General features: G+C 69.7%; 28 protein-coding genes. 23 read left to right on the top strand and 5 right to left on the bottom strand.

Annotated elements, in window-relative coordinates; translation table 11 throughout:
* Positions 1–42 precede the first annotated feature (42 nt).
* From DY262_RS08310 to DY262_RS08290, 5 genes are read left to right on the top strand one after another with little or no spacing between them, the layout of a single operon-like run.
* A complete protein-coding gene (locus DY262_RS08310; RefSeq protein ID WP_116958454.1) occupies positions 43–1,197 on the top strand; it encodes an EscU/YscU/HrcU family type III secretion system export apparatus switch protein in 1,155 nt (384 codons plus the stop codon).
* A complete protein-coding gene (gene flhA / locus DY262_RS08305) occupies positions 1,194–3,272 on the top strand; it encodes a flagellar biosynthesis protein FlhA (protein WP_116958453.1) in 2,079 nt (692 codons plus the stop codon). The genes DY262_RS08310 and flhA overlap by 4 nt, the downstream gene beginning before the upstream one ends.
* Before the next feature lie 32 nt (positions 3,273–3,304).
* Entirely contained in the window at positions 3,305–4,795 is a 1,491-nt protein-coding gene (flhF, locus tag DY262_RS08300) for a flagellar biosynthesis GTPase FlhF (RefSeq protein ID WP_116958452.1), read from the top strand.
* On the top strand, positions 4,788–5,549 hold the full coding sequence (locus tag DY262_RS08295; protein WP_116958451.1) for a hypothetical protein: 762 nt from the start codon (positions 4,788–4,790) through the stop codon (positions 5,547–5,549). The genes flhF and DY262_RS08295 overlap by 8 nt, the downstream gene beginning before the upstream one ends.
* Positions 5,550–5,551: 2 nt before the next feature.
* Positions 5,552–6,271, top strand: a complete 720-nt coding sequence (locus tag DY262_RS08290; RefSeq protein ID WP_070400996.1) for an RNA polymerase sigma factor FliA — start codon at positions 5,552–5,554, stop codon at positions 6,269–6,271.
* Positions 6,272–6,299: 28 nt separating this feature from the next.
* On the opposite strand, the gene DY262_RS08285 is transcribed toward DY262_RS08290, so the two are convergent.
* Positions 6,300–7,064: a hypothetical protein gene (locus DY262_RS08285; RefSeq protein WP_116958450.1), complete on the bottom strand. Its 765-nt coding sequence runs from the start codon at positions 7,062–7,064 to the stop codon at positions 6,300–6,302.
* A gap of 263 nt (positions 7,065–7,327) precedes the next feature.
* On the opposite strand from DY262_RS08285, the gene DY262_RS08280 reads away from it, so the two are divergent.
* Complete coding sequence (locus DY262_RS08280; protein WP_116958449.1) at positions 7,328–8,446, top strand: acyltransferase family protein; 1,119 nt, start codon at positions 7,328–7,330, stop codon at positions 8,444–8,446.
* A 27-nt stretch (positions 8,447–8,473) separates the two neighbouring features.
* Here the strand turns inward: DY262_RS08280 and DY262_RS08275 are convergent, their stop codons facing one another.
* The 3 genes from DY262_RS08275 to flgA all read right to left on the bottom strand — a co-directional run bounded on the left by DY262_RS08275 (position 8,474) and on the right by flgA (position 9,973).
* Positions 8,474–8,815 (bottom strand): hypothetical protein, encoded by a 342-nt coding sequence (locus DY262_RS08275; RefSeq protein ID WP_070400999.1) that lies wholly within the window; start codon positions 8,813–8,815, stop codon positions 8,474–8,476.
* An 8-nt stretch (positions 8,816–8,823) separates the two neighbouring features.
* Positions 8,824–9,132: a flagellar biosynthesis anti-sigma factor FlgM gene (gene flgM, locus DY262_RS08270; RefSeq protein ID WP_116958448.1), complete on the bottom strand. Its 309-nt coding sequence runs from the start codon at positions 9,130–9,132 to the stop codon at positions 8,824–8,826.
* Positions 9,133–9,244: 112 nt separating this feature from the next.
* The gene (flgA, locus tag DY262_RS08265) at positions 9,245–9,973 is read right to left on the bottom strand and encodes a flagellar basal body P-ring formation chaperone FlgA (RefSeq protein WP_239478255.1); all 729 of its coding nucleotides are present in this window, start codon (positions 9,971–9,973) and stop codon (positions 9,245–9,247) included.
* A gap of 190 nt (positions 9,974–10,163) precedes the next feature.
* Here flgA and flgB point away from each other — a divergent pair, with 190 nt between their 5' ends.
* The 7 genes from flgB to flgG all read left to right on the top strand — a co-directional run bounded on the left by flgB (position 10,164) and on the right by flgG (position 15,527).
* Positions 10,164–10,562, top strand: coding sequence for a flagellar basal body rod protein FlgB (gene flgB, locus DY262_RS08260; protein WP_070401002.1), 399 nt, complete (start codon positions 10,164–10,166; stop codon positions 10,560–10,562).
* 16 nt (positions 10,563–10,578) lie between these two features.
* The gene (gene flgC, locus DY262_RS08255) at positions 10,579–10,983 is read left to right on the top strand and encodes a flagellar basal body rod protein FlgC (protein WP_070401003.1); all 405 of its coding nucleotides are present in this window, start codon (positions 10,579–10,581) and stop codon (positions 10,981–10,983) included.
* Positions 10,984–11,005: 22 nt separating this feature from the next.
* Positions 11,006–11,671, top strand: coding sequence for a flagellar hook assembly protein FlgD (locus tag DY262_RS08250; RefSeq protein ID WP_116958447.1), 666 nt, complete (start codon positions 11,006–11,008; stop codon positions 11,669–11,671).
* Positions 11,672–11,700: 29 nt separating this feature from the next.
* Positions 11,701–12,915 carry a flagellar hook protein FlgE gene (flgE, locus tag DY262_RS08245; RefSeq protein ID WP_116958446.1) on the top strand — a complete coding sequence of 405 codons (1,215 nt, stop codon included), beginning with the start codon at positions 11,701–11,703 and terminating at the stop codon, positions 12,913–12,915.
* Positions 12,916–13,057: 142 nt separating this feature from the next.
* Positions 13,058–13,834 carry a hypothetical protein gene (locus DY262_RS08240; protein WP_147326193.1) on the top strand — a complete coding sequence of 259 codons (777 nt, stop codon included), beginning with the start codon at positions 13,058–13,060 and terminating at the stop codon, positions 13,832–13,834.
* A 158-nt stretch (positions 13,835–13,992) separates the two neighbouring features.
* A complete protein-coding gene (gene flgF, locus DY262_RS08235) occupies positions 13,993–14,730 on the top strand; it encodes a flagellar basal-body rod protein FlgF (RefSeq protein ID WP_116958444.1) in 738 nt (245 codons plus the stop codon).
* A 14-nt stretch (positions 14,731–14,744) separates the two neighbouring features.
* On the top strand, positions 14,745–15,527 hold the full coding sequence (flgG, locus tag DY262_RS08230; RefSeq protein ID WP_070401007.1) for a flagellar basal-body rod protein FlgG: 783 nt from the start codon (positions 14,745–14,747) through the stop codon (positions 15,525–15,527).
* Positions 15,528–15,564: 37 nt separating this feature from the next.
* Here the strand turns inward: flgG and DY262_RS08225 are convergent, their stop codons facing one another.
* Complete coding sequence (locus tag DY262_RS08225) at positions 15,565–16,782, bottom strand: hypothetical protein (protein WP_116958443.1); 1,218 nt, start codon at positions 16,780–16,782, stop codon at positions 15,565–15,567.
* Positions 16,783–17,036: 254 nt separating this feature from the next.
* Between DY262_RS08225 and DY262_RS08220 the strand changes: the two genes are divergently transcribed.
* The 10 genes from DY262_RS08220 to queC all read left to right on the top strand — a co-directional run bounded on the left by DY262_RS08220 (position 17,037) and on the right by queC (position 26,612).
* Positions 17,037–17,738: a flagellar basal body L-ring protein FlgH gene (locus DY262_RS08220; protein ID WP_116958442.1), complete on the top strand. Its 702-nt coding sequence runs from the start codon at positions 17,037–17,039 to the stop codon at positions 17,736–17,738.
* A 114-nt stretch (positions 17,739–17,852) separates the two neighbouring features.
* Positions 17,853–18,968: a flagellar basal body P-ring protein FlgI gene (locus DY262_RS08215; RefSeq protein ID WP_116958441.1), complete on the top strand. Its 1,116-nt coding sequence runs from the start codon at positions 17,853–17,855 to the stop codon at positions 18,966–18,968.
* A gap of 5 nt (positions 18,969–18,973) precedes the next feature.
* Positions 18,974–19,816, top strand: a complete 843-nt coding sequence (gene flgJ / locus DY262_RS08210; protein WP_116958440.1) for a flagellar assembly peptidoglycan hydrolase FlgJ — start codon at positions 18,974–18,976, stop codon at positions 19,814–19,816.
* 15 nt (positions 19,817–19,831) lie between these two features.
* Positions 19,832–21,745: a flagellar hook-associated protein FlgK gene (gene flgK / locus DY262_RS08205; RefSeq protein ID WP_116958439.1), complete on the top strand. Its 1,914-nt coding sequence runs from the start codon at positions 19,832–19,834 to the stop codon at positions 21,743–21,745.
* Between the two features lie 5 nt (positions 21,746–21,750).
* A complete protein-coding gene (gene flgL, locus DY262_RS08200; RefSeq protein ID WP_116958438.1) occupies positions 21,751–22,974 on the top strand; it encodes a flagellar hook-associated protein FlgL in 1,224 nt (407 codons plus the stop codon).
* Between the two features lie 18 nt (positions 22,975–22,992).
* Entirely contained in the window at positions 22,993–24,198 is a 1,206-nt protein-coding gene (locus DY262_RS08195) for an HDOD domain-containing protein (protein WP_116958437.1), read from the top strand.
* 81 nt (positions 24,199–24,279) lie between these two features.
* On the top strand, positions 24,280–24,774 hold the full coding sequence (locus DY262_RS08190) for a GNAT family N-acetyltransferase (RefSeq protein ID WP_116958436.1): 495 nt from the start codon (positions 24,280–24,282) through the stop codon (positions 24,772–24,774).
* Entirely contained in the window at positions 24,771–25,352 is a 582-nt protein-coding gene (locus DY262_RS08185; RefSeq protein WP_116958435.1) for a P-loop NTPase family protein, read from the top strand. The genes DY262_RS08190 and DY262_RS08185 overlap by 4 nt, the downstream gene beginning before the upstream one ends.
* The gene (locus tag DY262_RS08180) at positions 25,349–25,852 is read left to right on the top strand and encodes a GNAT family N-acetyltransferase (RefSeq protein WP_116958434.1); all 504 of its coding nucleotides are present in this window, start codon (positions 25,349–25,351) and stop codon (positions 25,850–25,852) included. Before DY262_RS08185 ends, DY262_RS08180 begins: the two co-directional genes overlap by 4 nt.
* A 16-nt stretch (positions 25,853–25,868) precedes the next feature.
* Complete coding sequence (gene queC / locus DY262_RS08175) at positions 25,869–26,612, top strand: 7-cyano-7-deazaguanine synthase QueC (RefSeq protein ID WP_116958433.1); 744 nt, start codon at positions 25,869–25,871, stop codon at positions 26,610–26,612.
* Positions 26,613–26,654 lie beyond the last annotated feature (42 nt).

The raw sequence follows: 26,654 nt of genomic DNA, 5'->3' as shown, positions 1-26,654 counted from the left end.
TTCGGCTTTCCACAATCGGGCTCACTTCCCAGAGCCTGAACCGTGGACTCCTCGAGCCAAGACAAAAACCTGCCAGCGACGCCGCAGCGCCTGAAGAAGGCGCGCGATGACGGCCAGGTCGCGCGCTCCAAGGACCTGTCCAACCTCGCCGTGCTCGGCGGCGGCATGCTGGTGCTGTTTGGCCTTGCGCCCACCGGTTTTGCCCGCCTGCGCGACACGCTGGCCGGCCAGCTGCGCTTCGACAACGCCAGCGTGCGCACGCCCGAGCTCATGCTCCAGCGCCTGTCGGACAACGCCGCCCAGGCCCTGATCGTTTACCTGCCCCTGGGCCTGCTGGTCATCGCCCTGGCGGTGGTGGCCCTCATCGCCGCCGGCAGCGTCGCCCTCAGCACCAAGCCGATCGAGCCCAAGCTCAGCAACATCAGCCCGCTGTCGGGTTTCAAGCGCCTGTTCTCGCGCCAGCAGCTCGTCGAGACCTTCAAGCTGGTCGGCATCACCACCGTGGTGCTGATCGTGGCCGGCCAGTTCATTGCCGGTCACGCCGAGGCCTTCGCGACGCTGCTCATGCGCCCGCTGGAAACCGGCATCGGCCAGCTCGCGCAGTGGCTGGCCATGGGCGTGGGCCTGCTGCTGCTGGTCATCGGCGTGGTGGCCGCCATCGACGTGCCCACCCAGCGCTTTCTGCACAAGCACCGCCTGCGCATGTCGCACGACGAGATCAAGCGCGAGCACAAGGAGGCCGAGGGCGACCCGCACGTCAAGAGCCAGCGCCGGGCACGCCAGCGCCAGCTGGCCCAGCGCCAGAGCATCCGCGCCGTGCCCAAGGCCGACCTGGTGGTGATGAACCCGACCCACTACGCCGTGGCCCTGCGCTACGACGACGCCACCATGACCGCGCCGCGCGTGATCGCCAAGGGAACGGACCTGCTGGCGCTCAAGATCCGCGACGTGGCCAAGGCCAACGCCGTGCCGGTGTTGCAGTCGCCCATGCTGGCGCGCGCGCTGTACGCGCACGCCGAAATCGACCAGGAAATCCCGGGCGCGCTCTACACCGCCGTGGCCCAGGTGCTGGCCTGGGTCTACCAGTTCAAGGCCGCCATGAACGGCCAGGGCCGCATGCCGGCCGACCCGCAGCCGCAGGTGCCGCCCGAACTCGACCCGCATTTCAAGAAGAAGCCCCAGGAGGCTGACCAATGAACGCCTTGCAGCAATGGTTGAAGCGCCACGGCGCCCTGGCCGGCGGCCTGGCCGCGCCCATGCTGGTGATGACCATCCTCTCGATGATGGTGCTGCCGCTGCCGCCCTGGCTGCTCGACACCTTCTTCACGCTCAACATCGCGCTGGCGCTGGTGGTGATGATGGTGGCGGCCTACATGCGCCGGCCGCTGGACTTCTCGGTCTTTCCCACGGTGCTGCTGCTCACCACGCTGCTGCGCCTGTCGCTCAACGTGGCCTCCACGCGCGTGGTGCTGCTGCAGGGCCACACCGGCCCCGGCGCGGCCGGCGAGGTGATCGAGGCCTTCGGCCACTTCCTCATCGGCGGCAACTTCGCGGTCGGCCTGATCGTGTTCGTGATCCTGGTGGTGATCAACTTCATCGTCATCACCAAGGGTTCGGAGCGCATCGCCGAGGTGTCGGCGCGCTTCACCCTGGACGCCATGCCCGGCAAGCAGATGGCCATCGACGCCGACCTGGGCGCCGGCCTGATCGACGAGAAGGAGGCCAAGCGCCGCCGCGCCGAGGTGGGCGAGGAGGCCGAGTTCTTCGGCTCCATGGACGGCGCCTCCAAGTTCGTGCGCGGCGACGCCATCGCCGGCATCCTGATCCTGATCATCAACATCATCGGCGGCTTCGCCATTGGCATGGCCCAGCACGGCCTGTCGGTGGGCCAGGCGGCGGACAACTACATCCTGCTGGCGGTGGGCGACGCGCTGGTGGCGCAGATCCCGGGCCTGCTGATCTCGGTGGCCGCGGCCATGGTGGTCTCGCGCGTGGGCAAGGACGAGGACCTGGGCGGCCTGGTGGCGCAGCAGATGTTCCTGTCCTCGCGCGTGCTGGGCATCACGGCCTCGGTGCTGTTCCTGCTGGGCGTCATTCCTGGCATGCCGCACCTGTTCTTCCTGATGTTCGCGGCCCTGCTGGGCGGCCTGGCCTACTGGCGCCGCCAGCAGGAGCGCGCGCCCAAGGCCGACCCGTCCGCCGCCGCCGCGGCCGGCCCCGCCAACGACGGCGAGGCCAGCTGGGACGATCTGCAGCCCGTGGACCTGCTGGGCCTGGAGCTGGGCTACCGCCTGATCGCGCTGGTGGACAAGAACCGCCAGGGCGACCTGCTCACGCGCATCAAGGGCGTGCGCAAGAAGTTCGCGCAGGACGTGGGCTTCCTGCCCCCGCCCGTGCACGTGCGCGACAACCTGGAGCTGCACCCCAGCGCCTACCGCATCACCCTGCGCGGCGTGGTGGTGGGCGAGGGCGAGGTTTTCCCCGGCATGTGGCTGGCCATCGACCCGGGTGGCATCAACACACCCCTGATCGGCACGCCCACCACCGACCCGGCGTTCGGCCTGCCTGCGCACTGGATCGACGAGCGCCAGAAGGAAACGGCGCAAATGGCCGGTTTCACCGTGGTTGATTCCGAGACCGTGCTGGCGACCCATCTTTCACACTTGATGCAAGTCCAGGCGGCCAAGCTGCTGAGCCGGACGGAGACCCAGGAACTGGTCGAACACGTGACCCGCCTGGCCCCCAAGCTGATCGAAGAAGTCGTGCCCAAGATGGTCTCGGTTGCCACCTTCCAGAAAGTGCTCCAGCTGCTGCTGGAGGAAGGCGTGCACGTGCGGGACATCCGCAGCATCATCGAATCCATCGCCGAGCACGCGGTGCACGTGACCGACCCGCACGAGCTGGCGCGCCGCGTGCGCATGGCGCTGTCGCCGGCCATCGTGCAGCAGATCTACGGCCCGGTGAAAGAGCTCGAGGTGATCGCCATCGAGCCCGGTCTGGAGCGGCTGCTGATGCAGGCCCTGTCCGGCCAGAACGCCGGCGCGCTGGACCCGGGCGTGGCCGAGATGCTGAGCCAGTCCGCCACCGACATCGCCAACAAGCAGGAAGAGAAGGGCGTGCCCGCCTGCCTGCTGGTGCCCGACGCCATCCGCAGCGCCATGGCCCGCCTGCTGCGCCGCGCCGCGCCGCGCCTGCAGGTGCTGGCGCACAGCGAAATCCCCGAGACCCACCTGATCCGCATCGGTCCCATCCTGGGCCAGCTGGCCGCCTGATTTCCTGAATGCCTTCTTCTGGAACTGACCTCATGAACATCCAACGCTTCATCGCCCCCACCTCGCGCGAGGCCATGTCCAAGGCGCGGCGCCAGTTTGGCGACAGCGCCGTGATCCTCTCGACCCGCCAGACGGCGGACGGCTTCGAGGTGATGGCCGCGGCCGAGGAAAGCCTGGCGGGCATCGCGTCCGCGGCCCAGCCCGCCGCCGCGCCGGCCGCCAGTGCCGCGAAGGCGGCCGTGGCGCAGAGCTCGGTGGGCAGCGACACCGAGGCCATGGCGATGAGCACGCTGTCGTTCCAGGAATACGTGCGCGAGCGCATGCTGCGCAAGCGCCGCGAGCAGATGGGCGAGTCCGCCGCGCCCATGGTGGCCGCGCAGGCCGCGAGCGCGGCCCCCGTGGCGCCGGCCAAACCCCTCATCGCCGAGCCGGCCGATCCCATCATGGTGCCGGTGCAGCGCTACAACGAGCCACCCGAGATGGCCCAGCCGGCGCGCCGCGCGCAGCCGCCCATCCGCACGCGCGAGAACGCCTTCGAGGACACCGCGCCGCCCGCGCGCTTCGCCACGCAGGAAGACAACCGCATGGCGGTGGAGATCTCCGCCCTCAAGGACATGATCGAGGAGCGCTTCAACACCCTGGCCTGGCTGGGGTCGAGCAAGCAGAACCCGATCCAGTCGAGCCTGATGCACAAGCTCATCCGCGCCGGCTACTCGCCGCAGCTCGCGCGCGCCCTGCTGGAGCGCTTGCCCGCCGACGCTGGCGCCGGCGAGTCGCTGCGCTGGGTGATGGATGCGATCCAGCGCAACCTGCGCGTCAGCGCGGCGGGCGCCGGCCTCACGGAAGAGGGCGGCGTGGTCGCCCTGGTGGGCGCCACCGGTGTGGGCAAGACCACCACCGCCGCCAAGCTGGCCGCGCAGTGCGTCAAGCAGTTCGGCGCCGGCAGCGTGGGCCTCATCACGCTGGACAGCTACCGCGTCTCGGGCTACGAGCAGCTGCGCGCCTACGGCCGCATGCTGGGTGTGGTGGCCCACCTGGCGCACGACCGCGCCGCGCTCAAGGACCTGCTGGGCCTGCTCTCGGGCAAGCGCCTGGTCATCATCGACACCGCCGGCCTGGGCCAGCGCGACCAGCGCGTGCAGGACATGCTCGACGTGCTGGAAGTGCCCGCGCTCAAGAAGGTGCTGGTGCTCAACGCCGGCGCGCAGGGCGACGCCATCGACGAAACCCTGGCCGCCTTCAAGGCCGACAAGCTGCACGGCGTGGTGCTCTCCAAGGTGGACGAGGCCGTGAAGCTGGGCCCCGCGCTGGACGCGGCCATCCGCCACCAGGTGACGGTGCGCGGCGTGGCCAACGGCCAGCGCGTGCCCGAAGACTGGCAGGGCGCCGACCCCGCCACGCTGGTCAAGCTCAGCATGGGCACGGCCGGCAAGTCCGCCTTCGACCCCGCGAGCACCGACATGGGCTTCTACTTCGCCCAGTCCGGTGGCCGCGGCATGCCGCTCGGGGGCCTGCATGTTTGATTTCGGCGTCGACCAGGCCGCCGGCCTGCGGCTCGAGGCCCAGGCCCGCCATGGCGGACCCGCGCTGATGCCCCTGGCCAGCCCGGCGATGCCCTCGCGCGGCTTCGAGTGGCTCTGCCGCCTGGCCATGGACCTCACGGAGGCCGGCCAGCGCGTGGTGGTGATCGACGCCTGCGCCACCGAGCGCGGCGACAGCGGTGGCCTGAGCCACGCGCTGGCCGACGCCGGCGTGGTGAACCTGGGCGCCGACGCCCGCCCGGGCGATCCGACCGACTGGCTGGTGATGCCCGCCGCGCAAGGCCTGCAGAGCCTGCTGGCCACGGCCGCGGCCGCCGGCGCGGACACCGCGCTCACCCGCCTGTTCGCCCCCTTCGCGGCCGGCGCGCTGCTGCTGCTGTACGCGCCCGCCCAGATGCTGGCCAGCCTGCTGGGCGGCGTGAAAGCGCGCGTGATGGTGCCGGTGGTGCCGCAGCCGCAAGCCAGCATCGACGCCTACGGCGCGCTCAAGTGGCTGCACGGCGCCGGCCTGCACCCGGTGCTCGCACCGCTGGAGGCGCAGCCGCAGGTGCTGGCCAACGTGGTCGACTGCGCGCGCCGCCACCTGGAACTGAAGGCGCCGGTGTGGGCGCGCCCCGCCTGGGGCCAGCGCGTGCCCGACGCCGCGCTCGTCTGCGCCGATGCGCCGGCCTTCGTTCCCTACCGCTCACCCGCCCGCGGCGCGCACGCCGGGGCCGCCATTCCCTTCTGGAGCTGACGATGTACACCGCCAAAGGCACGCTCAACCGCGAGGACCAGCTGCGCAAGTACAGCCCCCTGGTCCGTCGCCTGGCGCACCACATGATCGCCAAGCTGCCCCCGAGCGTGGAGCTCGACGACCTGATCCAGGTCGGCATGATCGGCCTGACCGAGGCGATTGCCCGCTACGAGCCCTCGCAGGGCGTGCAGTTCGAGACCTTCGCGAGCCAGCGCATCCGCGGCGCCATGATCGACGAGCTGCGCGACGGCGACTGGATGAGCCGCGGCTCGCGCAAGAGCCAGAAGGACATCGAGCAGGCCGTGCACCGCCTGCAGCAAAAGCTGCACCGCCCGCCGCGCGAGAGCGAGATCGCGGCCGAGATGGGCCTGACCCTGGCGGACTACCAGACCCTGTTGGCCAAGGTGCGCGGCACGCAGCTGGTGTACCTGGAGGACATCAGCGGCGGTGGTGGCGACGACGAGGACGGCTTCCTCGACCGCCACATGGGCGACCACGAGGCCGACCCCTCGTCCGTGCTGCAGGACCAGCGCATGCGCATGGCCCTGGTGGGGGCGATCAAGACCCTGCCCGAGCGCGAGCAGCACATCATGAGCATGTACTACGAGCACGACATGAACCTGAAGGAAATCGCCGCCGTGCTCGGCGTGACCGAATCGCGCGTGTGCCAGCTGCACAGCCAGTCGATCGCGCGGCTGCGCTCGAAGCTGCGGGAGCATTGAAGGGCCGGGCCGGGGTTTGGCGCCCCGGTCAGACCAGCATCAGCGTTCGGATGGTGGGCAGCCGCAAGGGATCGAGCAGGTGCTGCGCGGCCTCGGGCGCGATCAGGCGTTCAAGCGGCGGGTCCATGCCGTCCCGCAGGTGGGCAAAGCGGGTCAGGAGCCCGCTGCCGTGCAGCCAGTGGATGCTGTCGACGGCGAGGCCCTTGAGCGAGAGGGTGGCGTCCGGCTGAATCAGCCCGTCCAGCAGCAACTGGCCCGCCTGCCTCAGGGCCTCGCGCCGAGGATCGCCCTTGGACAAGGTCCTCAGCCTCTGGTTCAGGGCGTCCTGAAGCGTGTTGATCGCGACCGTCGAGCGCGCCCGTTGTCGGAAACTCGTTTCCTCCGGTGAGGCGTCGGGCTTGTCGTCCAGGGCTTGTTTCATCCTGGCATTCAGCCGGCGCAAGTCCCGCACCGTTGGTGGGTGGGTCCGCCAATCGCATGGCCGCAGCGTGAGGCGCATTTCTCGCACGGCGTTGTCGGCCTGCTTGCCGTTCTGGGCTCGAATCTCGGAGGCCAGCTCGTCCAGGAACTCGCCCAGGTCGCCCCCGCGCGGGCGCGGATGGCCGATCGGCGCAATGGAGGTCAGCGCATAGAGTTGGAAGCGGCCGTCTGCCCGGCGGGTCGCGTAGACGGGTTGTTGGTCGCGGCTGCGCTTGGGCGTTGGCTCGAGCAGGCTCTGGGGCGTGGGCGTGGCCAGGAAGTGGTCGAGCTGTTGGGTTTTGGGGCAGGACAGGGACGGGCTTGTCGAAATCATGGGCGCGAAGGGTGGGCGGCTGGGGTTGGCGTCCAGCGCAGCTGGACTGCCGGGCGCTGAGTGGCGACCCGTTCGGTGAGCGTTGCGGTCGTGTGGTTTGGGTTTTCTGATCCCGATCCGTCCAATCGAACCGCTTCGGCGTGACGCAATTCACGCCCGGGTGTCGCCGAATCCCCCGTGCTGGGGGTGATGCCCCTGCCGCGGGCGGGCGAATGCTGGTGCAATCGCGCCCCGTGCCGGACGGTCCCCCACTGAAACACCCCATGCCCTGGCTCAGCCCCTATTTCGAGCTGTCGCGCGGCAGCGCCCACAACGTGCGGCCCATGGAGGGCCTGCGCGGTTTCGCCGTGTTCCTGGTGTTCCTGGTGCACTACGCCACGCTGGTGGGGGACTGGCTGATCGACGGGGCCGCCGCGCTGCCGCTGGCCGAGGCCCTGCACACCGTCGGCAACGCCGGGGTGGACCTGTTCTTCGTGCTCAGTGGCTACCTCATCTACGGTTCGCTGATCTCGCGGCGCCAGCCCTTCATGCGCTTCATGGCGCGCCGCATCGAGCGCCTGTACCCCGCCTTCACCGTGGTGTTCGTGCTGTACGTGGCGCTGTCCTACCTGTTCCCCGCCGAAAGCAAGATCCCGTCCGAGTCCGGCGAGGCCCTGGTCTACCTGCTGCAGAACTTCCTGCTGCTGCCCGGCCTGTTCCCCATCGAACCCATGATCACGGTGGCCTGGTCGCTGAGCTACGAGCTCTTCTATTACCTGGTGCTCCCGCTGGTGATCGCCGGCCTGGGCCTGCGCGAGCGCAGCGGGCGGTGGCGCTCGGCGCTGTTCGTGGGCACCGGCGCGGCGCTGCTGGTGTACTGCGCCCTGGCCGGGGGCCCTGTGCGGCTGGCCCTGTTCATCGCCGGCATGCTGCTGTTCGAGGCCGTGACCGCCCCGCGCGTGCCCACGCCGTCCGCCCTGGTGGGCGGTTTGGCCCTGGCGCTGGGCCTGATGAGCACGCTGTTCCCCTGGGACGGGACCGTCGGCGCCGCGCTCGACGCCCTGTCGCTGTGCCTGGGCTTTTTCCTGCTGTGCCTGGCCTGCTTCCGCGCGCCGCAGGCCCCGCTGGCGCGCCTGTTCTCATGGTCGCCCCTGCGCTGGCTCGGCAACATGAGCTACTCGTACTACCTGATCCACGGTCTCGCGCTGAAAGCCGCCTTCCTCGCGATGTCGGTGCTCATGCCGGGCGCGGCGTTCGGTTCGTGGTTCTTCTGGGCCCTGATGCCGGTGATGTTCGCGCTCACGCTGCTGCCATCGGCGGCGCTGTTCCTCGCGGTCGAGCGGCCGTTGTCGCTGGCGCCCGGCGCGCCCAGACCGCGCGATGCGGTGGCGCCGACGCGCTGAAGGCCGGAAGGGAAAAGGGGGGAGGGCTCAGGCGCCCGCGTAGCGGCGCGCGCCCGGCTTGCCCAGACCTTGGTAGGTGGGCTTTTGCAGGTGGTCGGGCAGCAGGCTGCCCAGGGCGCGCTCGTTGAGCGCGGCGGCGCGCACCGTGGCGGCGCGCAGCTGGGCGAAGCGCTGGGCGGCCTGGTGCAGCTCGCGCGCGTGGCCGTCTTTGAGTTCGAGGGTGCGCGGCGCTTCCTGCAACGCGGCCTGCACCGCGCCGCTGGCGTGTTCCGCGCCCAGGGCGTCGCCCTGCAGCAGCGCGCGCTCCAGGGCGTCGAGCCGCTCGTGCAGCAGCACGATCCAGGGGTGCGGGGCGCGGGCCTCGTTCATGGTGGGTTTCAGCCGCGGGCGGCGTTGAGCATCTCGGCCGCGTTGGCCAGCAGCTTGTCGGCGATGGCTTCGGGGTTCACCTGGAAGGTGCCGTCGGCGATGGCCTGCTTCACGGCCGCCACTTTGTCGGCGTTGAACACCTCGCTGCCCGTGGCACCGCCCACGGCGGCGGCCGAGGACAGGGTCACGGTCACGCCGGGCTGCGGCGCGCTGGCGCCGGCCGGCTTGGCCGCGGCCTCGCTCGGGCCCACGGGCGCCTTGGCGGGGCCACCGGCCACGGAGCCAATATAGGAATCCGTTGACGAATCGACTTTCATGTCACGCTCCAAACCCTGATGGCAGGGTCATGTGCACGTTGTATCGACCTCGATCCCTGGAACTTTAGTGTTTTAAGGCGCTTTTTCTACCGCTCATCGGCGTGGGCCCGCCTCACAGGGGCACTTCCACCACCTGATCGGCCCGCACCACGCCGCTGACCACCTTGCCGCTGGGCAGGCGCACCCGGGCGTTCTGGCCCACCAGGCCGGCGTTCAGCGCCTGGCCCACCACAGTGATGGCAAAACCCTTGCCGCCCGCGCTCACTTTCACCGGGGTGCCGGCCTCGAAGGCCTGCGGGGCGCGGACCATATTCTCTCGGATGACCTGGCCCGGCGTCAGGGCATACGCGGCCTGCTGGCCGACCCAGCGCTCGGGCAGGGCCAGCACCATCGAGGGGTGGGCCGCCCAGTCCACTTCGGCGCGCTCGGCGTGTTCTTGCGTCAGGGTCTCGCCGGACTGCACCGGCGCCTTGAGCACCCAGGCCGGCCCGAAGGCCTGCACGGTGACGGGCAGGTAGACGGCCCAGCGCGTGGGGCCGTCCACGCAGCGCAGGCCCACGCGGCTGCGGCCCCAGAGGCGGCCGTTGGGCGGCAGGAAGGGTTCGATGGCGTTGCACGGCGCCAGGCGCAGGCGGTTGTCCAGCGAGCCCATCTGCACCTCGGCGCGCAGCGGCGTGCCGGCCTGCTCGGCCAGGGCCTGGTCCACGGCGGGCTGCAGGAAATCGCGCGCGAGCTTTTCCAGGCCGCTGTTGTCGTTCGCGTGGGCGGACGAGGAGAACGCGGCCAGCAAGCTCAGGCCGAAGACGACGGCGATCAACAGGCGCAGGGCGGGTGGGTTCATGGCGGCTCCACGGACAGGGTGTCAGGGGGCACTGTAGGCCGGCCCGCGCCCGGGCAAAGCCGCGAATTGCCCGATTCGCACCCGTTTGTTCCGCGCTTCTGCGGCCCTCAAGTCTTTTGACAATCGCTGCACGCCCCGGCCATGGGCTCGTCCCGAGGCCGGCCCCGACAACCCGCCCCAGGGGGTGAGCATGTTCGAACAGATGACCAGCCGGCTGGACTTCCACGCCCAGGCGCTGTCGCTGCGCTCGCAACGCCAGCAGGTGCTGGCCAGCAACATCGCCAACGCGGACACGCCCGGCTACGTCGCGCGCGATTTCGATTTCGCCGCCGCGCTCAAGGACGCCACGGGCAGCGGCACCGCCGGCGCCGCCACCACCGATGCGCGCCACTTCCGCAGCGTGGGCGCGCACCCGGGCGACCCCCAGCTCGCTTACGCCGTGCAGACACAGCCCGCGCAGGACGGCAACTCGGTCGACCTGGACCGCGAGCGCGCCAACTTCGTGGACAACACCATCCGCTACGAGTCCACGCTGCGTTTCATCAACGGGCATGTGAAGACCATGCTCAGTGCCATCACCGGCCAGTGACCGAGGGGGCTTCGCCATGTCCATGTTCAACATCTTCAACGTCTCGGGCAGCGCCATCAGCGCGCAGCAGCAGCGCCTGAACGTGGTGGCCAGCAACCTGGCCAACGCCGACGCCGTGGCCGGCCCGGACGGTCAGGCCTACAAGGCCCGCCAGATCCATTTCCAGACCGTCGCCATGGGCGATGCCGGCAGCGCGGGCGTGAAGGTGCAGACCATCACCGAGAGCGACACGCCGGGACGCCGGGTGCACGACCCCCTGAGCCCGAATGCCGACGCGCAGGGCTACGTGACGCACTCCAACGTCAACCCGGTGGAGGAGATGGTCAACATGATTTCCGCCTCGCGTTCGTACCAGAACAACATCGAGGTGATGAACACCGCCAAGAGCCTGCTGCTCAAGACGCTGCAGATGGGCCAGTGATTCCGTTCAAGGACGCCCCACCATGATGTTCTCCAATCCCCTGGACCTGTCCGGCCTCGGCAACACGCCGGGCAGTTCCACCGCCAAGTCCGCCACGGCCGCCACCGGCGCCGAGGCCACGCAGGACCGGTTCCTCAAGCTGCTCGTCGCGCAGCTGAACAACCAGGACCCGATGAACCCGATGGACAACGCGCAGATGACGACGCAGATGACGCAGATCAACACGGTCGCGGGCATCGAGTCGCTCAACACCACGCTCAAGGGCATGGCCACGCAGTTCTCGGCCATGCAGAACCTGCAGGGTCTGTCGCTGATCGGCCGCGAGGCCCTGGTGGAGGGCAAGACCTTCGGTTTCGACGGCACGGTCGGCAAGGCGGCGTTCCGCCTCGACGCCCCGGCCGACAGCGTGCAGGTCGATGTGCTCGACAAGTCCGGCCAGGTGATCGACACCCTGGACTTCGGCGCGCTCACCGCGGGCCAGCACTCCTTCAACTGGGACGGCAGCGAGTTCAATCCCAACGAGGTGGCCAGCTACCGCGTGCGCGCCTCCAACGGCGGCGCGCCCGTCGGCTCGTTCATGTACAGCCGCCTGACGGTGACCTCGGTCGGCATGAAGGACGGCCAGATGCAGCTTCAGCTGCAGAACGGCAGCACGGTCGGCTACGACAAGATCACCACGTTCATGTAACCCGCGACTCCGCAACGCAAGGACACACCATGGCATTCCAGCAAGGACTCTCCGGCCTGAACAGCGCGAGCAAGAACCTCGACGTGATCGGCCACAACATCGCCAACGGCAACACGGTGGGCATGAAATCCTCGCGCGCCGAGTTCGCCGAGGTCTACGCGAGCTCGGTTAACGCGGCGGGCGGCGTGAACATGGGCATTGGCGTGTCGGTCGCGGCCGTCACGCAGAGCTTTACCCAGGGCAACATCACCATCACCGGCAACGACCTGGACGTGGCCATCAACGGCGCCGGCTTCTTCGAGCTGACCATGCCCAACGGCAGCACGGCCTACAGCCGCGCTGGCATGTTCAAGCTCAACGACCAGGGCGAGATCGTCAACCACCAGGGCGCGCAGCTCATGGGCTATCCCACGGATCCCCAGGGCAACCGCCTGAGCTTCGACACCCAGCCGCTCACCCTGCCCACCAGCGCGCCGATCCCGGCCCAGCGCACCAGCAACGTCACGGCCGAGTTCAACCTGGACGCGCGAGCGCCGGTGTGGAACACGGTGACGCCGCCCACGCCGCTGTCCACCTACGGCACCTCCTTCGTCGCCTTCGACGACCAGGGCCTGGAGATCCCCGTGTCCATGGCCTTCCGCAAGGTGGGCAACAACACCTGGGAGGTCTACACCGGCGTCAACGGCGCCGATCCCGCGCTGTCCACCCCCTTCACCCTCACCTTCAACAACGACGGCTCGCTGGACCCGGCCTCGGTGATCCCGCCGCTCACGCTGGCCTCGCCCAACGACCCGGCCCTGACCTTTCCCGCCACGCTGGACTTCGTCAACGTCACGCAGACCGGCACCGCCTTCGGCGTCACCGAGCTGGACCCGGACGGCTACCGGCCCGGCCAGTTCCTCGGTCTGAAGATCAGCGAGAACGGCATCATCACCGGCCAGTACTCCAACGGCGAGACGCGCGCGGCCGGCCAGATCGCGCTCGTGAACTTCCGCAACGCGCAGGGCCTGCAGCCCACCGGTGGCGGCAACTGGACGGCCACCTACTCGTCGGGCGAACCGCTGCGCGGCGAGCCGGGCACCGGCAACTTCGGCGCGCTGCGCGCCGGCGCCACCGAGGACTCCAACGTCGACATCACCGCCGAGCTGGTCAACATGATGACCGCGCAGCGCGCCTACCAGGCCAACGCGCAGACCATCAAGACGCAGGACCAGGTGCTCAGCACGCTGCTGAACATGCGCTGATCGTGCACTGGCCTGGCCGCGCACCGGGTTGACACGGAGGCGCGGGCCCAAAAGGCCGTCCTAGAATCCCCGCGGCCCCGGGTCCCCGCGAGGGATTGGCGGGCCCGCAAGCCCCTCCGATCGTCAAGAAAAAGGACCCCTGATGCCTCTGGCTTCCGATCTGCGTGTTCGTTTGCTGGTGTTGGCCGTCGCGGCGGCGCTGGGCGGCTGTGCCGCCGTCGACACCAAGACCGTGGTGACCGACAGCGAAGCCTACATGGCTCAGCAGTTCACGCCCGCCCAGCTGCCGCCCAAGGTCAAGACGGTGCTGGAGGCGGGCGAACGCTTGCCCGCCGCCCCGTTCAAGCGCATCCGCTACCGCGTGTCTGCCGACTTCGACGAGGAAGGCCGCAAGCTGGAGCTGGCGGCGGACTACGCCATCACCAACCTGGGCGATGGCTACATCCAGCAGCGATCGGAGTACGCCCGCAATGGCGTGCCGTACCGCATCAACATGGCGCTGATGTTTGGCAACATCCACATCCTGCGCTCGCAGACGAGCTTCCTCGACCGGCCCACGGCGCAGCAGCCCTTCGAGACCAAGGACTTGACGGTGTTCGACCGCTCGCTGGGCAAGCCGGTCGCGGGGCGCAGCTACACCATGGAGGCCAAGACCGGCCTGGCCCCGCAGATCGCTGGATTCACCGACGAAAAACGGGTCTGCGTCGCGGGTCCGGCCGTGCCGGCCGCGACTCTGTTCGCCGGCCTGAGCGGCCAGGGAATTCCCCTGGAATGCACCAAGACGGGGGCGAGCGGCGTCGTGGTGAACAAGATGAAGTACGTCTGGGTTGCCGACCTGGGCGTGGCCTTCCAGACCGAGTACACCAGCTTCCGGTCGACGGGACGCTACACGATCCGCTCGCTGGACATTCAGAAGTAGGCCGCCGCCTGCGTCGGGCCGGCGGTCCCTGAAGCGCCGAATTGGTGGGCCACCTCCCTGTTGTTCGGGGCATCGGCTCCCCTCAAGAATTTCCACAATCCTTTCAAGCCGCCGTGGCCAGCGCTGCTGGCGCGGCAGGCGAGTGAAAGGACTTGTGCTTGGACCGCTTCATCTACACCGCCATGACGGGCGCCAGCGCGGCGGCGCACCGCCAGCAGGTGCTGTCGAACAACCTGGCCAACGTGTCCACCACGGGCTTTCGCGCGGAGCTGTCCACCTTCCGCGCCGTGCCCATCCGCGGTGACGGTGCCAGCACCCGCGTGTTCGCCCTCGAGGCCACGGCCGGCCACTCCAACCTGGCGGGCTCGGTGCAGCAGACCGGCCGCAACCTGGACGTTGCCGCGCAAGGCGACGCCTGGTTCGCGGTGCAGGGCCTGGACGGCACCGAGGCCTACACCCGCGCGGGTGCGCTGCAGGTGAACGCCGACGGCACGCTGGTGAACGCCAGCGGCCTGCCCATGCTGGGCGACGGTGGCCCCATCGTGATTCCCGAGAACGCGCGCGTGGACATCGGCGCCGACGGCAGCGTCAGCACGCGCGTGGGCAACGAACCCGGCCAGGTGGCGGGCCGCCTGAAGATGGTGGTGCCCGACGCCGACAACCCGATCAAGCGCGGTGACGACGGCCTGTTCCGCGGCCCCGAGGGCAACCCCTTGCCCACGAGCGAGGTGGCGCGCCTGCAAGACGGCGCGCTCGAAGGCTCCAACGTCAATCCCGTCGAGGCCATGGTCGGCATGATCGCGGCCTCGCGGCAGTTCGAATACCAGATGCGCATGCTGCAGAACGGCGAAGGCAACGACCGCAGCGCCTCGCAGCTGCTCAACGTCAACGGCTAAGCACGGAGCTTCCCATGATCAACTCCCTCATGATCGCCAAGACCGGCATGACGGCGCAGCAGACCCAGCTCGACGTCATCTCGAACAACCTGGCCAACGTCAGCACCAATGGCTTCAAGCGCTCGCGCGCGGTGTTCGAAGACCTGATGTACCAGAACCTGCGCCAGGTGGGCGCCAACGCGGCCGAGCAGGCCGAGCTGCCCACGGGCCTGCAGATCGGCCTGGGTGTGCGCACCGTGGCCACCAGCCGCAACTTCACGCAGGGCAGCCTGCAGCAGTCGGGCAACGCGCTGGACGTGGCCGTCAACGGCGCCGGCTTCTTCCAGGTCGAGATGCCCGACGGCACCACGGCCTACACGCGCGACGGCAGCTTCCAGCGCGACGCGCAAGGCCGCATGGTCACCAGCAGCGGCTTCCCGCTCACCGCGGGCATCACGCTGCCGGCCGAAACCGAAAGCGTCACGGTCTCCAGCGACGGCATCGTCACGGTCAAGCTGCCGGGCCAGACCCAGCCGCAGCAGGTCGGCCAGATCGAGCTCGCCAACTTCGTGAACCCGGCCGGTCTGGAGCCCATGGGCCAGAACCTGTTCCGCGAGAGCGTGGCCTCGGGCGCACCGGTCAACGGCGCGCCGGGCACCACCGGCATGGGCGTGCTCATGCAGGGCTACACCGAGCAATCCAACGTGAACGTGGTGCAGGAGCTGGTGGACATGATCCAGACGCAGCGGGCTTACGAGATGAACTCGAAGTCGATCCAGACCTCGGACCAGATGCTGCAGAAGCTCGCGCAGCTGTGAGCACCGCAGGCGGCGCCTCGGCGCCGGGGAGCGGGGTTTAGAGGCTGCTGTTGGTCAGCGAGCCGAAATCGTCTTCGTCGCTGTCGGCGGAGCTGTAGGTAGCGGTCGCGGTGCCGATAGGCGATGGGCTGGCCTTGCTCGCCGCTTGCGCGTCGGACGAGGCGTTGGTGGCGCTGTAGTCAAACAGGTCGGCACCCTCGATGTCGGCATACGGATCGGCGGGTGGGGCCTGTTCGATGCCTTGCAACACCCGCGCGGCCATGTGGGCATCGCCGAACAGCACGGGCCATTCCGATTCCTTGTCGCTCGGTGCCTTCAGGTCAATGATCTGAAGGAGGACGTTCTGGATGGCGTGTCTCCACTCGATGGAACGCGAATGGATGTTGTCCAGAAGCTCGTCAAGCGAGGTGGTTTCGTCGATTTCGGCGAACTCCGCATAACCCAGATGGGCGAGCGCGGCCCGCTTGAGCGTGTCAGCGAAAGCGCCGATGGCCTGCGAGGTGTCGCCGACGGAGGGGGCCGGGTCGACGGGAGCGGCGCATTCGAGCTCCATGAACAGGCGAATGGCCGTCTCACTCATGTAGGGGTTGTCGTCCTTGCGGTGATGCTTGATCCGAAACGACAGAAGGTCTTTGATGGCCTCCTTCGTGGCATCGGACTGATCGTTCATGGCCCTGCAGGCCGCGTCCATCGGCGTATCCGCTGCAATCCCGGGAACCAGATGGGCGAGCAGGTTCGCGAAGGGGCCGATGGCCTGGCCGGCCGGGACGGTATTCGGCTGGGCTGGGTGGCTGGTGCTCTGCAGGGAGGCGACCTGGGCGGGCCCCGTGGGGCGGGGCATCTCCTTGGCGTGGGCCAGCGTGTGGATCGCCTGGGCGAATTGGGGGCTCTTGACCACTTGCCGGTGCTGGGCGATGGCATTGAGCACGTACTGCCGAGCCTCTTCCGCTTCCGGCCCGTAGTAGCGATCGGCAAACTGGGCCGTGAGGGTGTGCTCCAGGCGCCGTGCGGTCTCCGCGCTGCAGCCGCGGGGGGTGAGCAGGGAATGCGACGTGGTGTGTTCTCGTGTCGACAGGAAGTCCACCCCCTTCCCGAGCAGCGAGCGGCTGGTGTTGAGGTAGAGCACCGCGCCGTCTTTCACCTTGTCTTGGGCCAGCAGCTCATCCAGCTTCTTGAGATTGAGGTCCGTCCTGTTCCAATGGCAGGCTTCCTCTTTGAGCGTGTTGCGAGAAAAGAAGCGGGTCAGCAACGGCATAGGCACCTCGGCGGGATGTGGATGGGGAGCGACTGCCCTGCGCGGTCGTCCGATGTTGCTTGGGTGGCGCGGCGCTCGCTTGAGTTCTCGGCCAAATGACCGCATCGGCCATAGGTTCGGGTCCGCGCCCGCTCCAGGGGGCCGAACCCCGGAAAAGGCCGGGCCGCGGCGGCTTGTTCCGGCCATTGGCCACCCTCAAGTTTTTTGACAATCCTCGCAAGGTCCCATGGGGGGCCGCTGTTCAAGGACTCGTCATGTGCCGTCGATTGGCGTTGTGGGTGTTGTTCTCCACCCTGGCCGTGCTGGCCAGCGGCTGCCAGACCCTGCGCAACGAACCCGTGGTGGACCTGGTGCCCGCCAAGCCGGTGCAGTACGTGCAGCAGGAGCAGGCATTGCAGGTGGCCTCTGCCGCGCCCACCGGCGGCCTGTTCCGCGCCGCCACCTACCGTCCGGCCTTCGAAGACCCGCGCGCGCGCCTGCCGGGCGACATCATCACGGTGCAGATCACCGAGCGCGTGACCGCGAGCCAGAACTCCTCGGCCTCCATCGACCGCAGCGCCGACGCCTCGGCGAGCATCAGCGCCATCCCCCTGTTCGGCGGCACCACGCCCTGGAGCAAGGCCAACCTCGGCGCCCAGAGCAGCAACAACTTCAAGGGCGACGGCGCGACCTCGAGCAACAACAACTTCAGCGGCTCCATCACCGCCACCGTGCAGGAGGTGCTGCCCAACGGTCACCTGCGCATCGTCGGCGAGAAGCAGATCGGCGTGAACGCCAACGTGGACGTCATGCGGTTCTCCGGCACGGTCGATCCGCGCAGCATCCGCCCCGGCAACGTGGTGCCCTCTACCCAGGTGGCCGACGCGCGCATCGAGTCGCGCAGCCGCGGCGCGCAGGGTGAAGCCATGTCAATTGGCTGGTTGGCGCGCTTCTTTTTGAGCGTTCTGCCGTTCTAGGGCACGCGATCATGCGATACCCCGCCGCGCTTCGCGCGACCCCCAAGGGGCGGCACCAGCGACCCGGCACAGCCGGCTCCGCGGCCTCCCTGGGTTTGACCACTTGCTGATGCCATGAATATCGTCCACCGCCTGCGCCACTTGATGCTGATTTGTGTTGCGCTGGCGACTTTTTCCGCCGCCGCGCAAAGCGTGCGCGTGAAAGAGATCGCCGCGGTGCAGGGCGTGCGCAGCAACATGCTCACGGGCTACGGCCTGGTGGTGGGCCTGGACGGCAGCGGCGACCAGACCACGCAGATGCCCTACACCGGACAGAGCCTGGCCAACTTTCTGCAGCAATACGGCCTGACGCTGCCGCCCGGCGCCAACCCCCAGCTCAAGAACGTGGCCGCCGTGATGGTGACGGCCGAGCTGCCGCCCTTCGCGCAGCCGGGCCAGCCCATCGACGTCACCGTCTCCTCCATGGGCAACGCCAAGTCGCTGCGCGGCGGCACGCTCATCGTCACGCCGCTGCGCGGTGCCGACGGCGAAATCTACGCGCTCGCGCAGGGCAACCTCATGGTCGGCGGCGCGGGCGCCGCCGCCGGTGGCAGCAAGGTACAGATCAACCACCTGAGCGCCGGCCGCATCCCGGGCGGCGGCCAGGTCGAGCGCGCCGTGCCGACCTCGCTGCACGCTGGCAATACGCTGGACCTGGGCCTCAACAGCAACGACTTCCAGACGGCAAGCCGCGTCACCGACGCCATCAACAAGGCCCTGGGCGCCGGCACCGCGAGCGCCGTCGACGGCCGTGTGGTGCGCCTGAACGCACCCACCGACCCCTCCCAGCGTGTGGCCTTCCTGGCGCGCGTGGAAGAGGTGCGCATCGAATCCAGCGTGCCCAGCGCCAAGGTCGTGATCAATGCGCGCACCGGCTCCATCGTCATGAACCAGGCGGTCACGCTCGGCCCGGTGGCCGTGGCGCACGGCAACCTGTCGGTGAGCGTGAGCAGCACGCCCGTCATCAGCCAGCCCGCACCGTTCTCAGGCGGCGAAACGGTGGTGCGCGAGCAGGCCAGCATCCAGATCAGCCAGGACAAGGGTTCGCTCATCCACATGGGACCGGCCGCGCAGCTCAGCGAGGTGGTCAAGGCGCTCAACACCCTGGGCGCCACGCCGCAGGACCTGATCGCCATCCTGCAGGCCATCAAGGCCTCCGGCGCGCTCAACGCCGAGCTCGAGATCATCTGACGGCCATGATCGGCAGCAGCGCCTTCACCTCGCCGAGCGGCCTCGCCGCCGACCCGAACGCGCTCAACGCGCTCAAGGGCGCGGGCGACAGCAAGGCCGCGCTCAAGGAAGCCGCGAAGCAGTTCGAGGCCCTGTTCATGCGCGAGCTCATCAAGAGCATGCGCGAAGCCACCAGCAAGAGCGGCCTGTTCGACAGCGAGGGCGAGAACCTGGGCACCGACCTGCTGGACCAGCAGTTCGCGCAGAAGCTCACCGGCCTGCCGGGCGGCCTGTCGGAGGCCATCGAGCGCCAGCTCGCCGGGCGCATGTCCGGCGCGCAGGCCCTGCCCGACGCCCCGGCCACGCCCAGCACCGTGGGCCGCGCCAGCGCCGGCGAACGCCAGAGCGCGTTCGTCGAGCGCCACGGCGCCGCCGCGCAGGCGGTGGCGCGCGAATCGGGCATTCCCGCCGCCTTCATGCTGGGCCAGGCCGGGCACGAGAGCGGCTGGGGCCGTGGCGAGATCCGCCACGCCGACGGCTCGCCCGCGCACAACCTGTTCGGCATCAAGGCCACAGGCGGCTGGACCGGCAAGGTCGCCGAGGTCACCACCACCGAGTACATCAATGGAGAGCCGCGCAAGGTGACGGCCAAGTTCCGCGCCTACGACTCCTACGAGGAGTCTTTCCGCGACTACGCGCGCCTGATCGGAAACAGCCCGCGCTACGAGGGCGTGATGGATCAGCTGCATTCCGTTCAGGGCTTCGCCAAGGGCCTGCAGCGCGCCGGCTACGCCACCGACCCGTCCTACGCCGAGAAGCTTGGCCGGGCCATCAACACCACGCTGAGCCTTCAGCGTGCGCAAGGCTGAAGGGGAGCCTGAGCCATGTCCTCACTCAACATCGCCACCCGAGCGCTCAACACCAACCTGGCGGCGCTGCAGGTCATCGGCCACAACATCGCCAACGTCAACACGCCCGGCTACTCGCGCCAGACGGTGGTGCTGTCCAGCGCGGGCTACCAGTTCACTGGTGGCGGCTACTTCGGCAAGGGCGTGGAGATGACCACGGTGGAGCGCGCCCACAACGAGTACCTCACGCGCGAGGCGCGCCAGACCGGCTCGGTGGCCGCGGCGGACGCGGCGCGCCTGGCCCGCCTGGAGCAGCTGGAGACCGTGTTCCCCACCGGCGAGAAGGGCCTGGGCGTGGCGCTCAACGACATGCTCAATGCCTGGACCGACCTCAGCTCGGCGCCGGGCAACCTCACGGCGCGCACGGTGGTGATCGCTCGGGCCGACGAATTCGCCAGCCGGCTGCGCGACAGCGCGGGCCAGCTCGACCTGATGCGCAACACCACGCAGCAGCAGGTGAAGTCGGTCACCGAGGACATCAACCGCATCGCGCAGGACCTGGCCAAGGTCAACCAGCGCATCATCGAGACGGCCGGCACCGCGCACACGCCCAACGACCTGTACGACCAGCGCGACCAGCTGCTGCGCCAGCTGAGCGACAAGGTCCAGATCAGCACCGTGCCCGGCGACGCCGGCTCGGTCAACGTGTTCGTGGCCGGCAGCCAGCCGCTGGTGTTGGGCGCGCAGGCGGCGAAGCTGGCGGCCCAGACGGATCCCATGGACTCGTCGCGCATCACCATCAACTTCGTGCAGGGCGGGGTGTCCACGGCGCTGGCCGATGGCTCGCTGGGCGGCGGCGAACTGGCGGGGGTGGTGCGCTTCCTCAACGACGACCTGGCGGCCGCGGCCAACCAGCTCGGGCGCATCGCGCTGGCCACGTCCAGCCTGGTGAACCAGCAGCACGCGCTGGGCCTGGACCTCAAGGGCAACCCGGGACAGAACTTCTTCGTGCCGCCCGCCGCCGCCAAGGGCCTGGCCTCGCCGGCCAACGGTGGCACCGGCCAGGTGAGCGCCGCGGTGAGCGACCCGCAGGCGCTCATCGCCTCCGATTACGAGTTGCGCGTGGAGGCCGGCGGCTTCAGCATCGTTCGCCTGAGCGACGGCAACACCACCAGCGTGGGCGCCTTGCCCGCCGAGGTCGATGGCCTGAGCTTCCAGGTGGACGCGGCCGGCGCCGTGCCGGGCGACCGCTTCCGCATCCGGCCATTCGAGGCGGCGGCGCGCAACCTGCAGGTGGCCATCGACGCCCCCGAGCAGCTGGCCGTGGCCAGCCCGGTCATGGTCACCCCCGGCACCGGCAACTCGGGCAGCCTGAGCGTGGAGAAACTCTACGCGGTCGACAACTCGGCCAACCTCACCGACCCGGTCACCATCACCTTCAACGCCGACGGCAGCTTCAGCGCCACCGGCCTGGGCCCGGGCAACCCCCCGCCCGACAACGCCGGCCCGCCGCCGAGCTACAACTTCAAGCCCGGCCAGGCCATCGTGCTCAATGGCTGGAGCCTTACGCTTCGCGGCAACCCCACCGCCGGCGACAGTTTCTCCATCGGCGCCTCGCCGTCCAACGCCATCGCGCAGAGCGCCGGCAACGCCAGCGGCATGCTGGCCCTGCGCGACCTCGCCACCTTCGACGGCGTGCCGCTGTCCGACGGCTACGTCAGCCTGTTCTCCGACCTGGGCACGCGCGTGCAGGGCGCGCAGTTCGCGGCCGACTTCTCGGCCGGCGTGGCCACCGCGGCCGAGCAGGCGCGCAGCAACGTGTCCGGCGTCAACCTCGACGAAGAAGCCGCGCGGCTGCTGCAATTCCAGCAGGCCTACCAGGCCTCGGCCAAGTTTCTGCAGATCGCGCAGAGCACCTTTGACAGCCTGTTGCAAACCGTGGGACGTTGATCGCCATGAGCTTCCGCATCGCCACCGCCAACCAGTTCGACCGCACCATCGACCAGCTCGCCACGCGCCAGTACGACCTGGCCAAGCAGCAGGAGCGCATCTCCAGCGGCAAGCGCGTGATGAAGGCCAGCGACGACCCCGTGGCCGCCACGCTGGCCGAGTCGGCCCGCAACCGCATGACGCGGGTGCAGGCCGACCTGCGCGCGCTGGACGCTTCGCGCACCAGCCTGCAGCAGGCCGAGTCCGGCCTGGCCGAATCGGGCGAGCTGATCCAGCGCGTGCGCGACCTGCTCGTGTCCGCCGGCAACCCCAGCTTCGCCGACGCCGAGCGCGAGGACGTGGCGCGCCAGCTCGAAGGCCTGCGCGAGCAGCTGCTGGCCGTGGCCAACCGCACCGACAGCAACGGACGCACCCTGTACGGCGGCCTGGGTGGCGCGCCCACGCCCTTCGTCGACCTGTACGGGCCCAGCGGCGCTGGCGTGCAGTTCGAGGGCCAGCGCGGCCAACCCGCCGCGGGCGACGGCACCCTGCCTCAGTCGCTTGACGGCGACGCCATCTGGATGCGCATTCCGCAGGGCAATGGCTCGTTCACCCTGAGCCTGCCCACCAGCAACACCGGCGGCGTGAACACCAGCGTGGGGCAGGTGACCGACGCCACCGCGCTCACCGGCGACGACTACCGCGTGGACTTCGCCGACGTGGGCGGCGTCATCCAATACACCATCACCAACACCACCACGGGTACCCCCGTGGCGGGCCATGCCGGCGTGCCCTACGAGGCCGGCAAGACCGTGGCCTTCGATGGCCTGTCCTTCGAAATGAACGGCCAGCCGACCGCGGGCGACCGCATCGACCTCGCCCCCGCCACCGGCACCACCGACATCTTCTCCGTCGTGCAGGGCGCCATCGACGCCCTGCGCTACCAGGGCGCGGGCGAATCGGCCCTGCGCACCCAGGCGCTGGGGCGCGCCCTCACCGAGGTGGACGCCGGGCACGACCGCGTGCTGCTGGCGCGCGGGCGCGCCGGCGAATGGCTCAACCGCGCCGACTCCATGGACCTGCTGATGAACAACCGCAGCACCGACCTGGAGCTGGAGGAATCGCGCCTGGTCGACCTGGACATGGTCAAGGGCATCTCCGACTTCAAGAACAAGGAGCTCGCGCTCAACGCGGGCCTTCAGGCCTACGCCACCGTGCAGCGCATGTCCCTGTTCGACTACATCAAATAAGCGCGCTGACGAATCACCATGCTGATGCAAGCGCACACCGTCCTCGACAGCGTCGCCATGGCCTATGTGCCGCTGTGGAGCCGCGCGCGCGAGCTCGCGGGCGTGCGCCTGTGCGTGCGCGCCATCCATCCCGAGGGCGTGGACGCCCACCACCTGCTGCAGGCCATCGGCGACGACTGGCCCGAGGGCGCGCCGCCGCTGCTGCTGTCGCTGCAGACGCCGCGCCTGCTGCAGCAGGCCCTGGCCTGCCCGCCGGTGCGCAACACCCTGCTGGAGGTGCCGGCCTCGCTGTTCGGCGCGCAGGAAACGCTGGCGCGCCTGTCGCTCGCGCGGCGCAACGGCCACCTGCTGGTGCGCCACGGCGACTGGAGCGCGCTGCACGGGCGGCCGACGCCGGGCGTGGATCACCGCAACCTGTTCAGGCTGGAGCCCCTTGATCGCATCGAGCCCATGCCCGGCCAGATGGTGGAAGGCGTGGACACGCAGGAGCGCCTGCGCCAGGTGCTGGACCAGGCCCAGGCCGCCGCCGTGCTCGGCTGGCCCGCCGTCGATGTGCTGCGCGCCCACAAGCGCCAGCCGCTGCACTACGACGCGCGCGTGGTGCGCCAGGTGCTGCAGGCGATCGACGACGAGGAATGTTCGGTCGAGTACCTGGAGCGCGTGGTGCGCCAGGACCCGGTGCTGATCTACCGCATCCTCATGCTGGTGAATTCCGCGGCCTACGGCCTGCGGCGCGAGATCGGCTCGCTGCGCCACGCCATCATGATGCTGGGCTTCCGCGAACTGGGCCGCTGGCTCACCGAGCAGGTGCCGGAGGCCGAGCCCGACATCGACCTGCAGCCCGTGCGCTACGCCATGGTGATGCGCTCGCGCCTGGCCCAGCACCTGCTGGCCACCGGCTCGGACGACCTCTTGCGCGCCGAGGTCTATACGACCGCGGCGCTCTCGCAGCTTGACCTGTTGCTGCACCAGCCCCTGGCCGACCTGCTGCACCGCCTGCCCCTGGCGGGCCGCGTGACCGACGCGGTGCTGCGCCACGACGGCCCCTACTTCCCGCTGCTGGACATCGCGCGCGCCATGGGTGACCCGGAGCGGCTGGACCGCATGGAGACCCTGTGCCGCCGCCACGAACTGACGCTGGAGCAGGTGAACCGCGCGCTGCTGCGCATGCTGGCCACCAGCCGGGACCACGCGGGCCGGCGCTCGGAGCGGCTGGCGCACTGAGGCGGGATCGGCGATGGGGTGCGCCAAAGTGTGCACACTCCTCCCATGCCCCTCTCGTCAGATACGCCGCTTTCAACCACCTTGCGCACCCGCCGCTTTCAAGCTGGCGACGAGTCCGCGCTGTTCCGCGTGCACCGATCGGCCATCGAGTCGATCGCCAGCCGGGACTACTCGCCTGAGCAAATTCGGGCCTGGATGCCCACGTTTGAAGAACGGGACGCCTGGGCCCAGCGCGTGCGAGCCCTGGCGCCGTTCGTGGCGCTCGACGGCGAGGAGGTGGTGGGATATGCCGACCTGCAGGCCGACGGCCTTATCGACCATTTCTTCGTATCCGGGCATCACCCAAGGCGCGGCATCGGCGCGCTGCTGATGCGGCGCCTCCATGAGGAGGCGGCCGCGCTGGGGCTGCAGGCGCTGCACGCCCACGTCAGCCTGAGCGCCGAGGCCTTCTTTCGCCGCTTCGGCTTCGAGGTGGTCGAGCGGCGCCTGCCGGTGCGCCGTGGGCTGGCCTTGCCGAACGCGCTGATGCGCAAGCGGCTCGGTGTGGGCGAACACCCGACAGGCGAGCGGCCATGAACGAGGCCGGCGCCGACCGCGTGGTGGTCATCGGCTCCAGCTGCGCCGGCAAATCCACCTTCGCCCGCGCGCTGGCCGCCTCGCGCGGCTGCGCGCTCATCGAACTGGACGAGCTGTACTGGGCGCCCGCCTGGACGCCCAAGCCGCCGACCGAGTTCCTGCGCCTGGTCGAACAGGCCAGCGCCGGCGAACGCTGGGTGGCGGCGGGCAACTACGGGCTCGCGCGCGAGCGGCTGTGGGGCCGCGCCACCACCATCGTCTGGCTCAACTTCGGCCTGCCCCGGGTGTTCTGGCGCGGCCTGCGGCGAACGGTGGCGCGCGCGGCCTCCGGCGAGGAGCTGTTCCATGGCAACCGGGAGTCCTTCCGCCAGTCCTTCCTGTCGCGCGAGTCCATCCTGTGGTGGATCCTGAGCACCTTTCACCGCCGCCGGCGCGAGTTCGAGGCTTTGCGGGACGCCGGCACCTTCGCCCACCTGCGCTGGTGCGAAGCGCGCACCCCCCACGAGGCCGACGCCCTGCTGCGCCAGCTGCAGGCGGGTGCCCCGGTCGCCGCCGATTCCCGACCCCCGAGCCCATGAACACCCGCATCCTGCCCCTCACCGAAGCCCACTTCGAGCGCCTGCACCAGGTGCTCGACGAGGTGGCGCGCGAGAAGCGCTACCTGGCCATGCTGCAGGCGCCGCCGCGCGAGCAGACCGTCGCCTTCTTTCGCGACAGCCTGCGCCAGGGCAACCCGCACGTCGTGGCCCTGCTCGACGATGAAGTGGTCGGCTGGTGCGATGTGCTGCCCGTGTTCGGCGAAGCCCGGCGCCACGTCGGCACCCTGGGCATCGGCCTGGTGCGTCGCGCGCGCCACCAGGGCCTGGGCGCGGCCCTGATGCGGGCCGCCATCGCCGCCGCCTGGGCCAAGGGCCTCACCCGCATCGAGCTGACGGTGCGGGCCGACAACCCCAATGCCCGCGCGCTGTACGAGCGCATGGGCTTCGCGCACGAAGGCCTGCAGCGCGGCGCGTTCCGGGTCGACGGCCAGAGCGTCGACAGCCACGCCATGGCGCTCCTGCGCGACGCCACCCGCTGAGCCCTACCATCGCCCCATGCCCAACCCCATGCGCCACACCCATGCCCTGGTCCTGTTCTCCGGCGGCCAGGACTCCACCACCTGCCTGGCGCACGCGCTGAGCCGCTTCGAGCGCGTCGAGACCGTGGGCTTCGACTACGGCCAGCGCCACCGCGTGGAACTCGATGCGCGCCAGGCCGTGCTGCGCGAGCTGCGCGCAGCCTTTCCCGCCTGGGCCGCCCGGCTGGGCGAGGACCACGTGCTCGACCTCGCGGTGCTGGGCGCGGTGTCCGAGACCTCGCTCACGCGCGACATGGCCTTTCGCATGGAGGCCAACGGCCTGCCCAACACCTTCGTGCCGGGGCGCAACCTGCTGTTCCTTACCCTGGCCGCGGCGCTGGCCTACCGGCGCGGGCTCACGGTGCTGGTGGCGGGCGTGTGCGAAACCGATTTCTCCGGTTACCCCGACTGCCGCGACGACACCATGAAGGCCATGCAGCTCGCGCTCTCGCTGGGCATGGACCAGCGCTTCCTGGTCGACACGCCGCTGATGTGGATCGACAAGGCCGACACCTGGCGCCTGGCGCGCGAGCTGGGCGGCGAGGCCCTGGTGGCGCTGATCGTGGAGCACACCCACACCTGCTACCAGGGCGACCGCGAACACCGCCACGCCTGGGGCTGGGGCTGCGGGCAGTGCCCCGCCTGCCAGTTGCGCGAGCGGGGCTGGCAGGCCTACCGCGAAGGGACGCCCCGCGGCACCGCGCTGCCACGCCATCCCTAGGCGCACCCGCCATGCGCGACCACCGCTGGCAGGTCGTGGTCT

The sequence above is a fragment of the Hydrogenophaga borbori genome, assembly GCF_003417535.1.
Classification (GTDB): Bacteria; Pseudomonadota; Gammaproteobacteria; order Burkholderiales; family Burkholderiaceae_C; genus Hydrogenophaga; species Hydrogenophaga borbori.
Note: the sequence above shows the minus strand (reverse complement) of the source record. Positions and strands in the feature narration are given on the sequence as shown.

Bases quoted from the DNA above. Each gene is read 5' to 3' on its own strand.
- flhA (WP_116958453.1), top strand. From the start codon at position 1,194: ATGAACGCCTTGCAGCAATGGTTGAAGCGCCACGGCGCCCTGGCCGGC.
- flgB (WP_070401002.1), top strand. From the start codon at position 10,164: ATGTTCGAACAGATGACCAGCCGGCTGGACTTCCACGCCCAGGCGCTG.
- flgE (WP_116958446.1), top strand. From the start codon at position 11,701: ATGGCATTCCAGCAAGGACTCTCCGGCCTGAACAGCGCGAGCAAGAAC.
- DY262_RS08275 (WP_070400999.1), bottom strand. From the start codon at position 8,815: ATGAACGAGGCCCGCGCCCCGCACCCCTGGATCGTGCTGCTGCACGAG.
- DY262_RS08180 (WP_116958434.1), top strand. From the start codon at position 25,349: ATGAACACCCGCATCCTGCCCCTCACCGAAGCCCACTTCGAGCGCCTG.
- DY262_RS08285 (WP_116958450.1), bottom strand. From the start codon at position 7,064: ATGATTTCGACAAGCCCGTCCCTGTCCTGCCCCAAAACCCAACAGCTC.
- flgL (WP_116958438.1), top strand. From the start codon at position 21,751: ATGAGCTTCCGCATCGCCACCGCCAACCAGTTCGACCGCACCATCGAC.
- DY262_RS08250 (WP_116958447.1), top strand. From the start codon at position 11,006: ATGATGTTCTCCAATCCCCTGGACCTGTCCGGCCTCGGCAACACGCCG.
- DY262_RS08290 (WP_070400996.1), top strand. From the start codon at position 5,552: ATGTACACCGCCAAAGGCACGCTCAACCGCGAGGACCAGCTGCGCAAG.
- DY262_RS08240 (WP_147326193.1), top strand. From the start codon at position 13,058: ATGCCTCTGGCTTCCGATCTGCGTGTTCGTTTGCTGGTGTTGGCCGTC.
- flgJ (WP_116958440.1), top strand. From the start codon at position 18,974: ATGATCGGCAGCAGCGCCTTCACCTCGCCGAGCGGCCTCGCCGCCGAC.
- DY262_RS08220 (WP_116958442.1), top strand. From the start codon at position 17,037: ATGTGCCGTCGATTGGCGTTGTGGGTGTTGTTCTCCACCCTGGCCGTG.
- flgK (WP_116958439.1), top strand. From the start codon at position 19,832: ATGTCCTCACTCAACATCGCCACCCGAGCGCTCAACACCAACCTGGCG.
- flgA (WP_239478255.1), bottom strand. From the start codon at position 9,973: ATGAACCCACCCGCCCTGCGCCTGTTGATCGCCGTCGTCTTCGGCCTG.
- queC (WP_116958433.1), top strand. From the start codon at position 25,869: ATGCCCAACCCCATGCGCCACACCCATGCCCTGGTCCTGTTCTCCGGC.
- flhF (WP_116958452.1), top strand. From the start codon at position 3,305: ATGAACATCCAACGCTTCATCGCCCCCACCTCGCGCGAGGCCATGTCC.
- DY262_RS08215 (WP_116958441.1), top strand. From the start codon at position 17,853: ATGAATATCGTCCACCGCCTGCGCCACTTGATGCTGATTTGTGTTGCG.
- flgC (WP_070401003.1), top strand. From the start codon at position 10,579: ATGTCCATGTTCAACATCTTCAACGTCTCGGGCAGCGCCATCAGCGCG.
- DY262_RS08295 (WP_116958451.1), top strand. From the start codon at position 4,788: ATGTTTGATTTCGGCGTCGACCAGGCCGCCGGCCTGCGGCTCGAGGCC.
- flgG (WP_070401007.1), top strand. From the start codon at position 14,745: ATGATCAACTCCCTCATGATCGCCAAGACCGGCATGACGGCGCAGCAG.
- DY262_RS08195 (WP_116958437.1), top strand. From the start codon at position 22,993: ATGCTGATGCAAGCGCACACCGTCCTCGACAGCGTCGCCATGGCCTAT.
- DY262_RS08225 (WP_116958443.1), bottom strand. From the start codon at position 16,782: ATGCCGTTGCTGACCCGCTTCTTTTCTCGCAACACGCTCAAAGAGGAA.
- DY262_RS08185 (WP_116958435.1), top strand. From the start codon at position 24,771: ATGAACGAGGCCGGCGCCGACCGCGTGGTGGTCATCGGCTCCAGCTGC.
- DY262_RS08280 (WP_116958449.1), top strand. From the start codon at position 7,328: ATGCCCTGGCTCAGCCCCTATTTCGAGCTGTCGCGCGGCAGCGCCCAC.
- flgM (WP_116958448.1), bottom strand. From the start codon at position 9,132: ATGAAAGTCGATTCGTCAACGGATTCCTATATTGGCTCCGTGGCCGGT.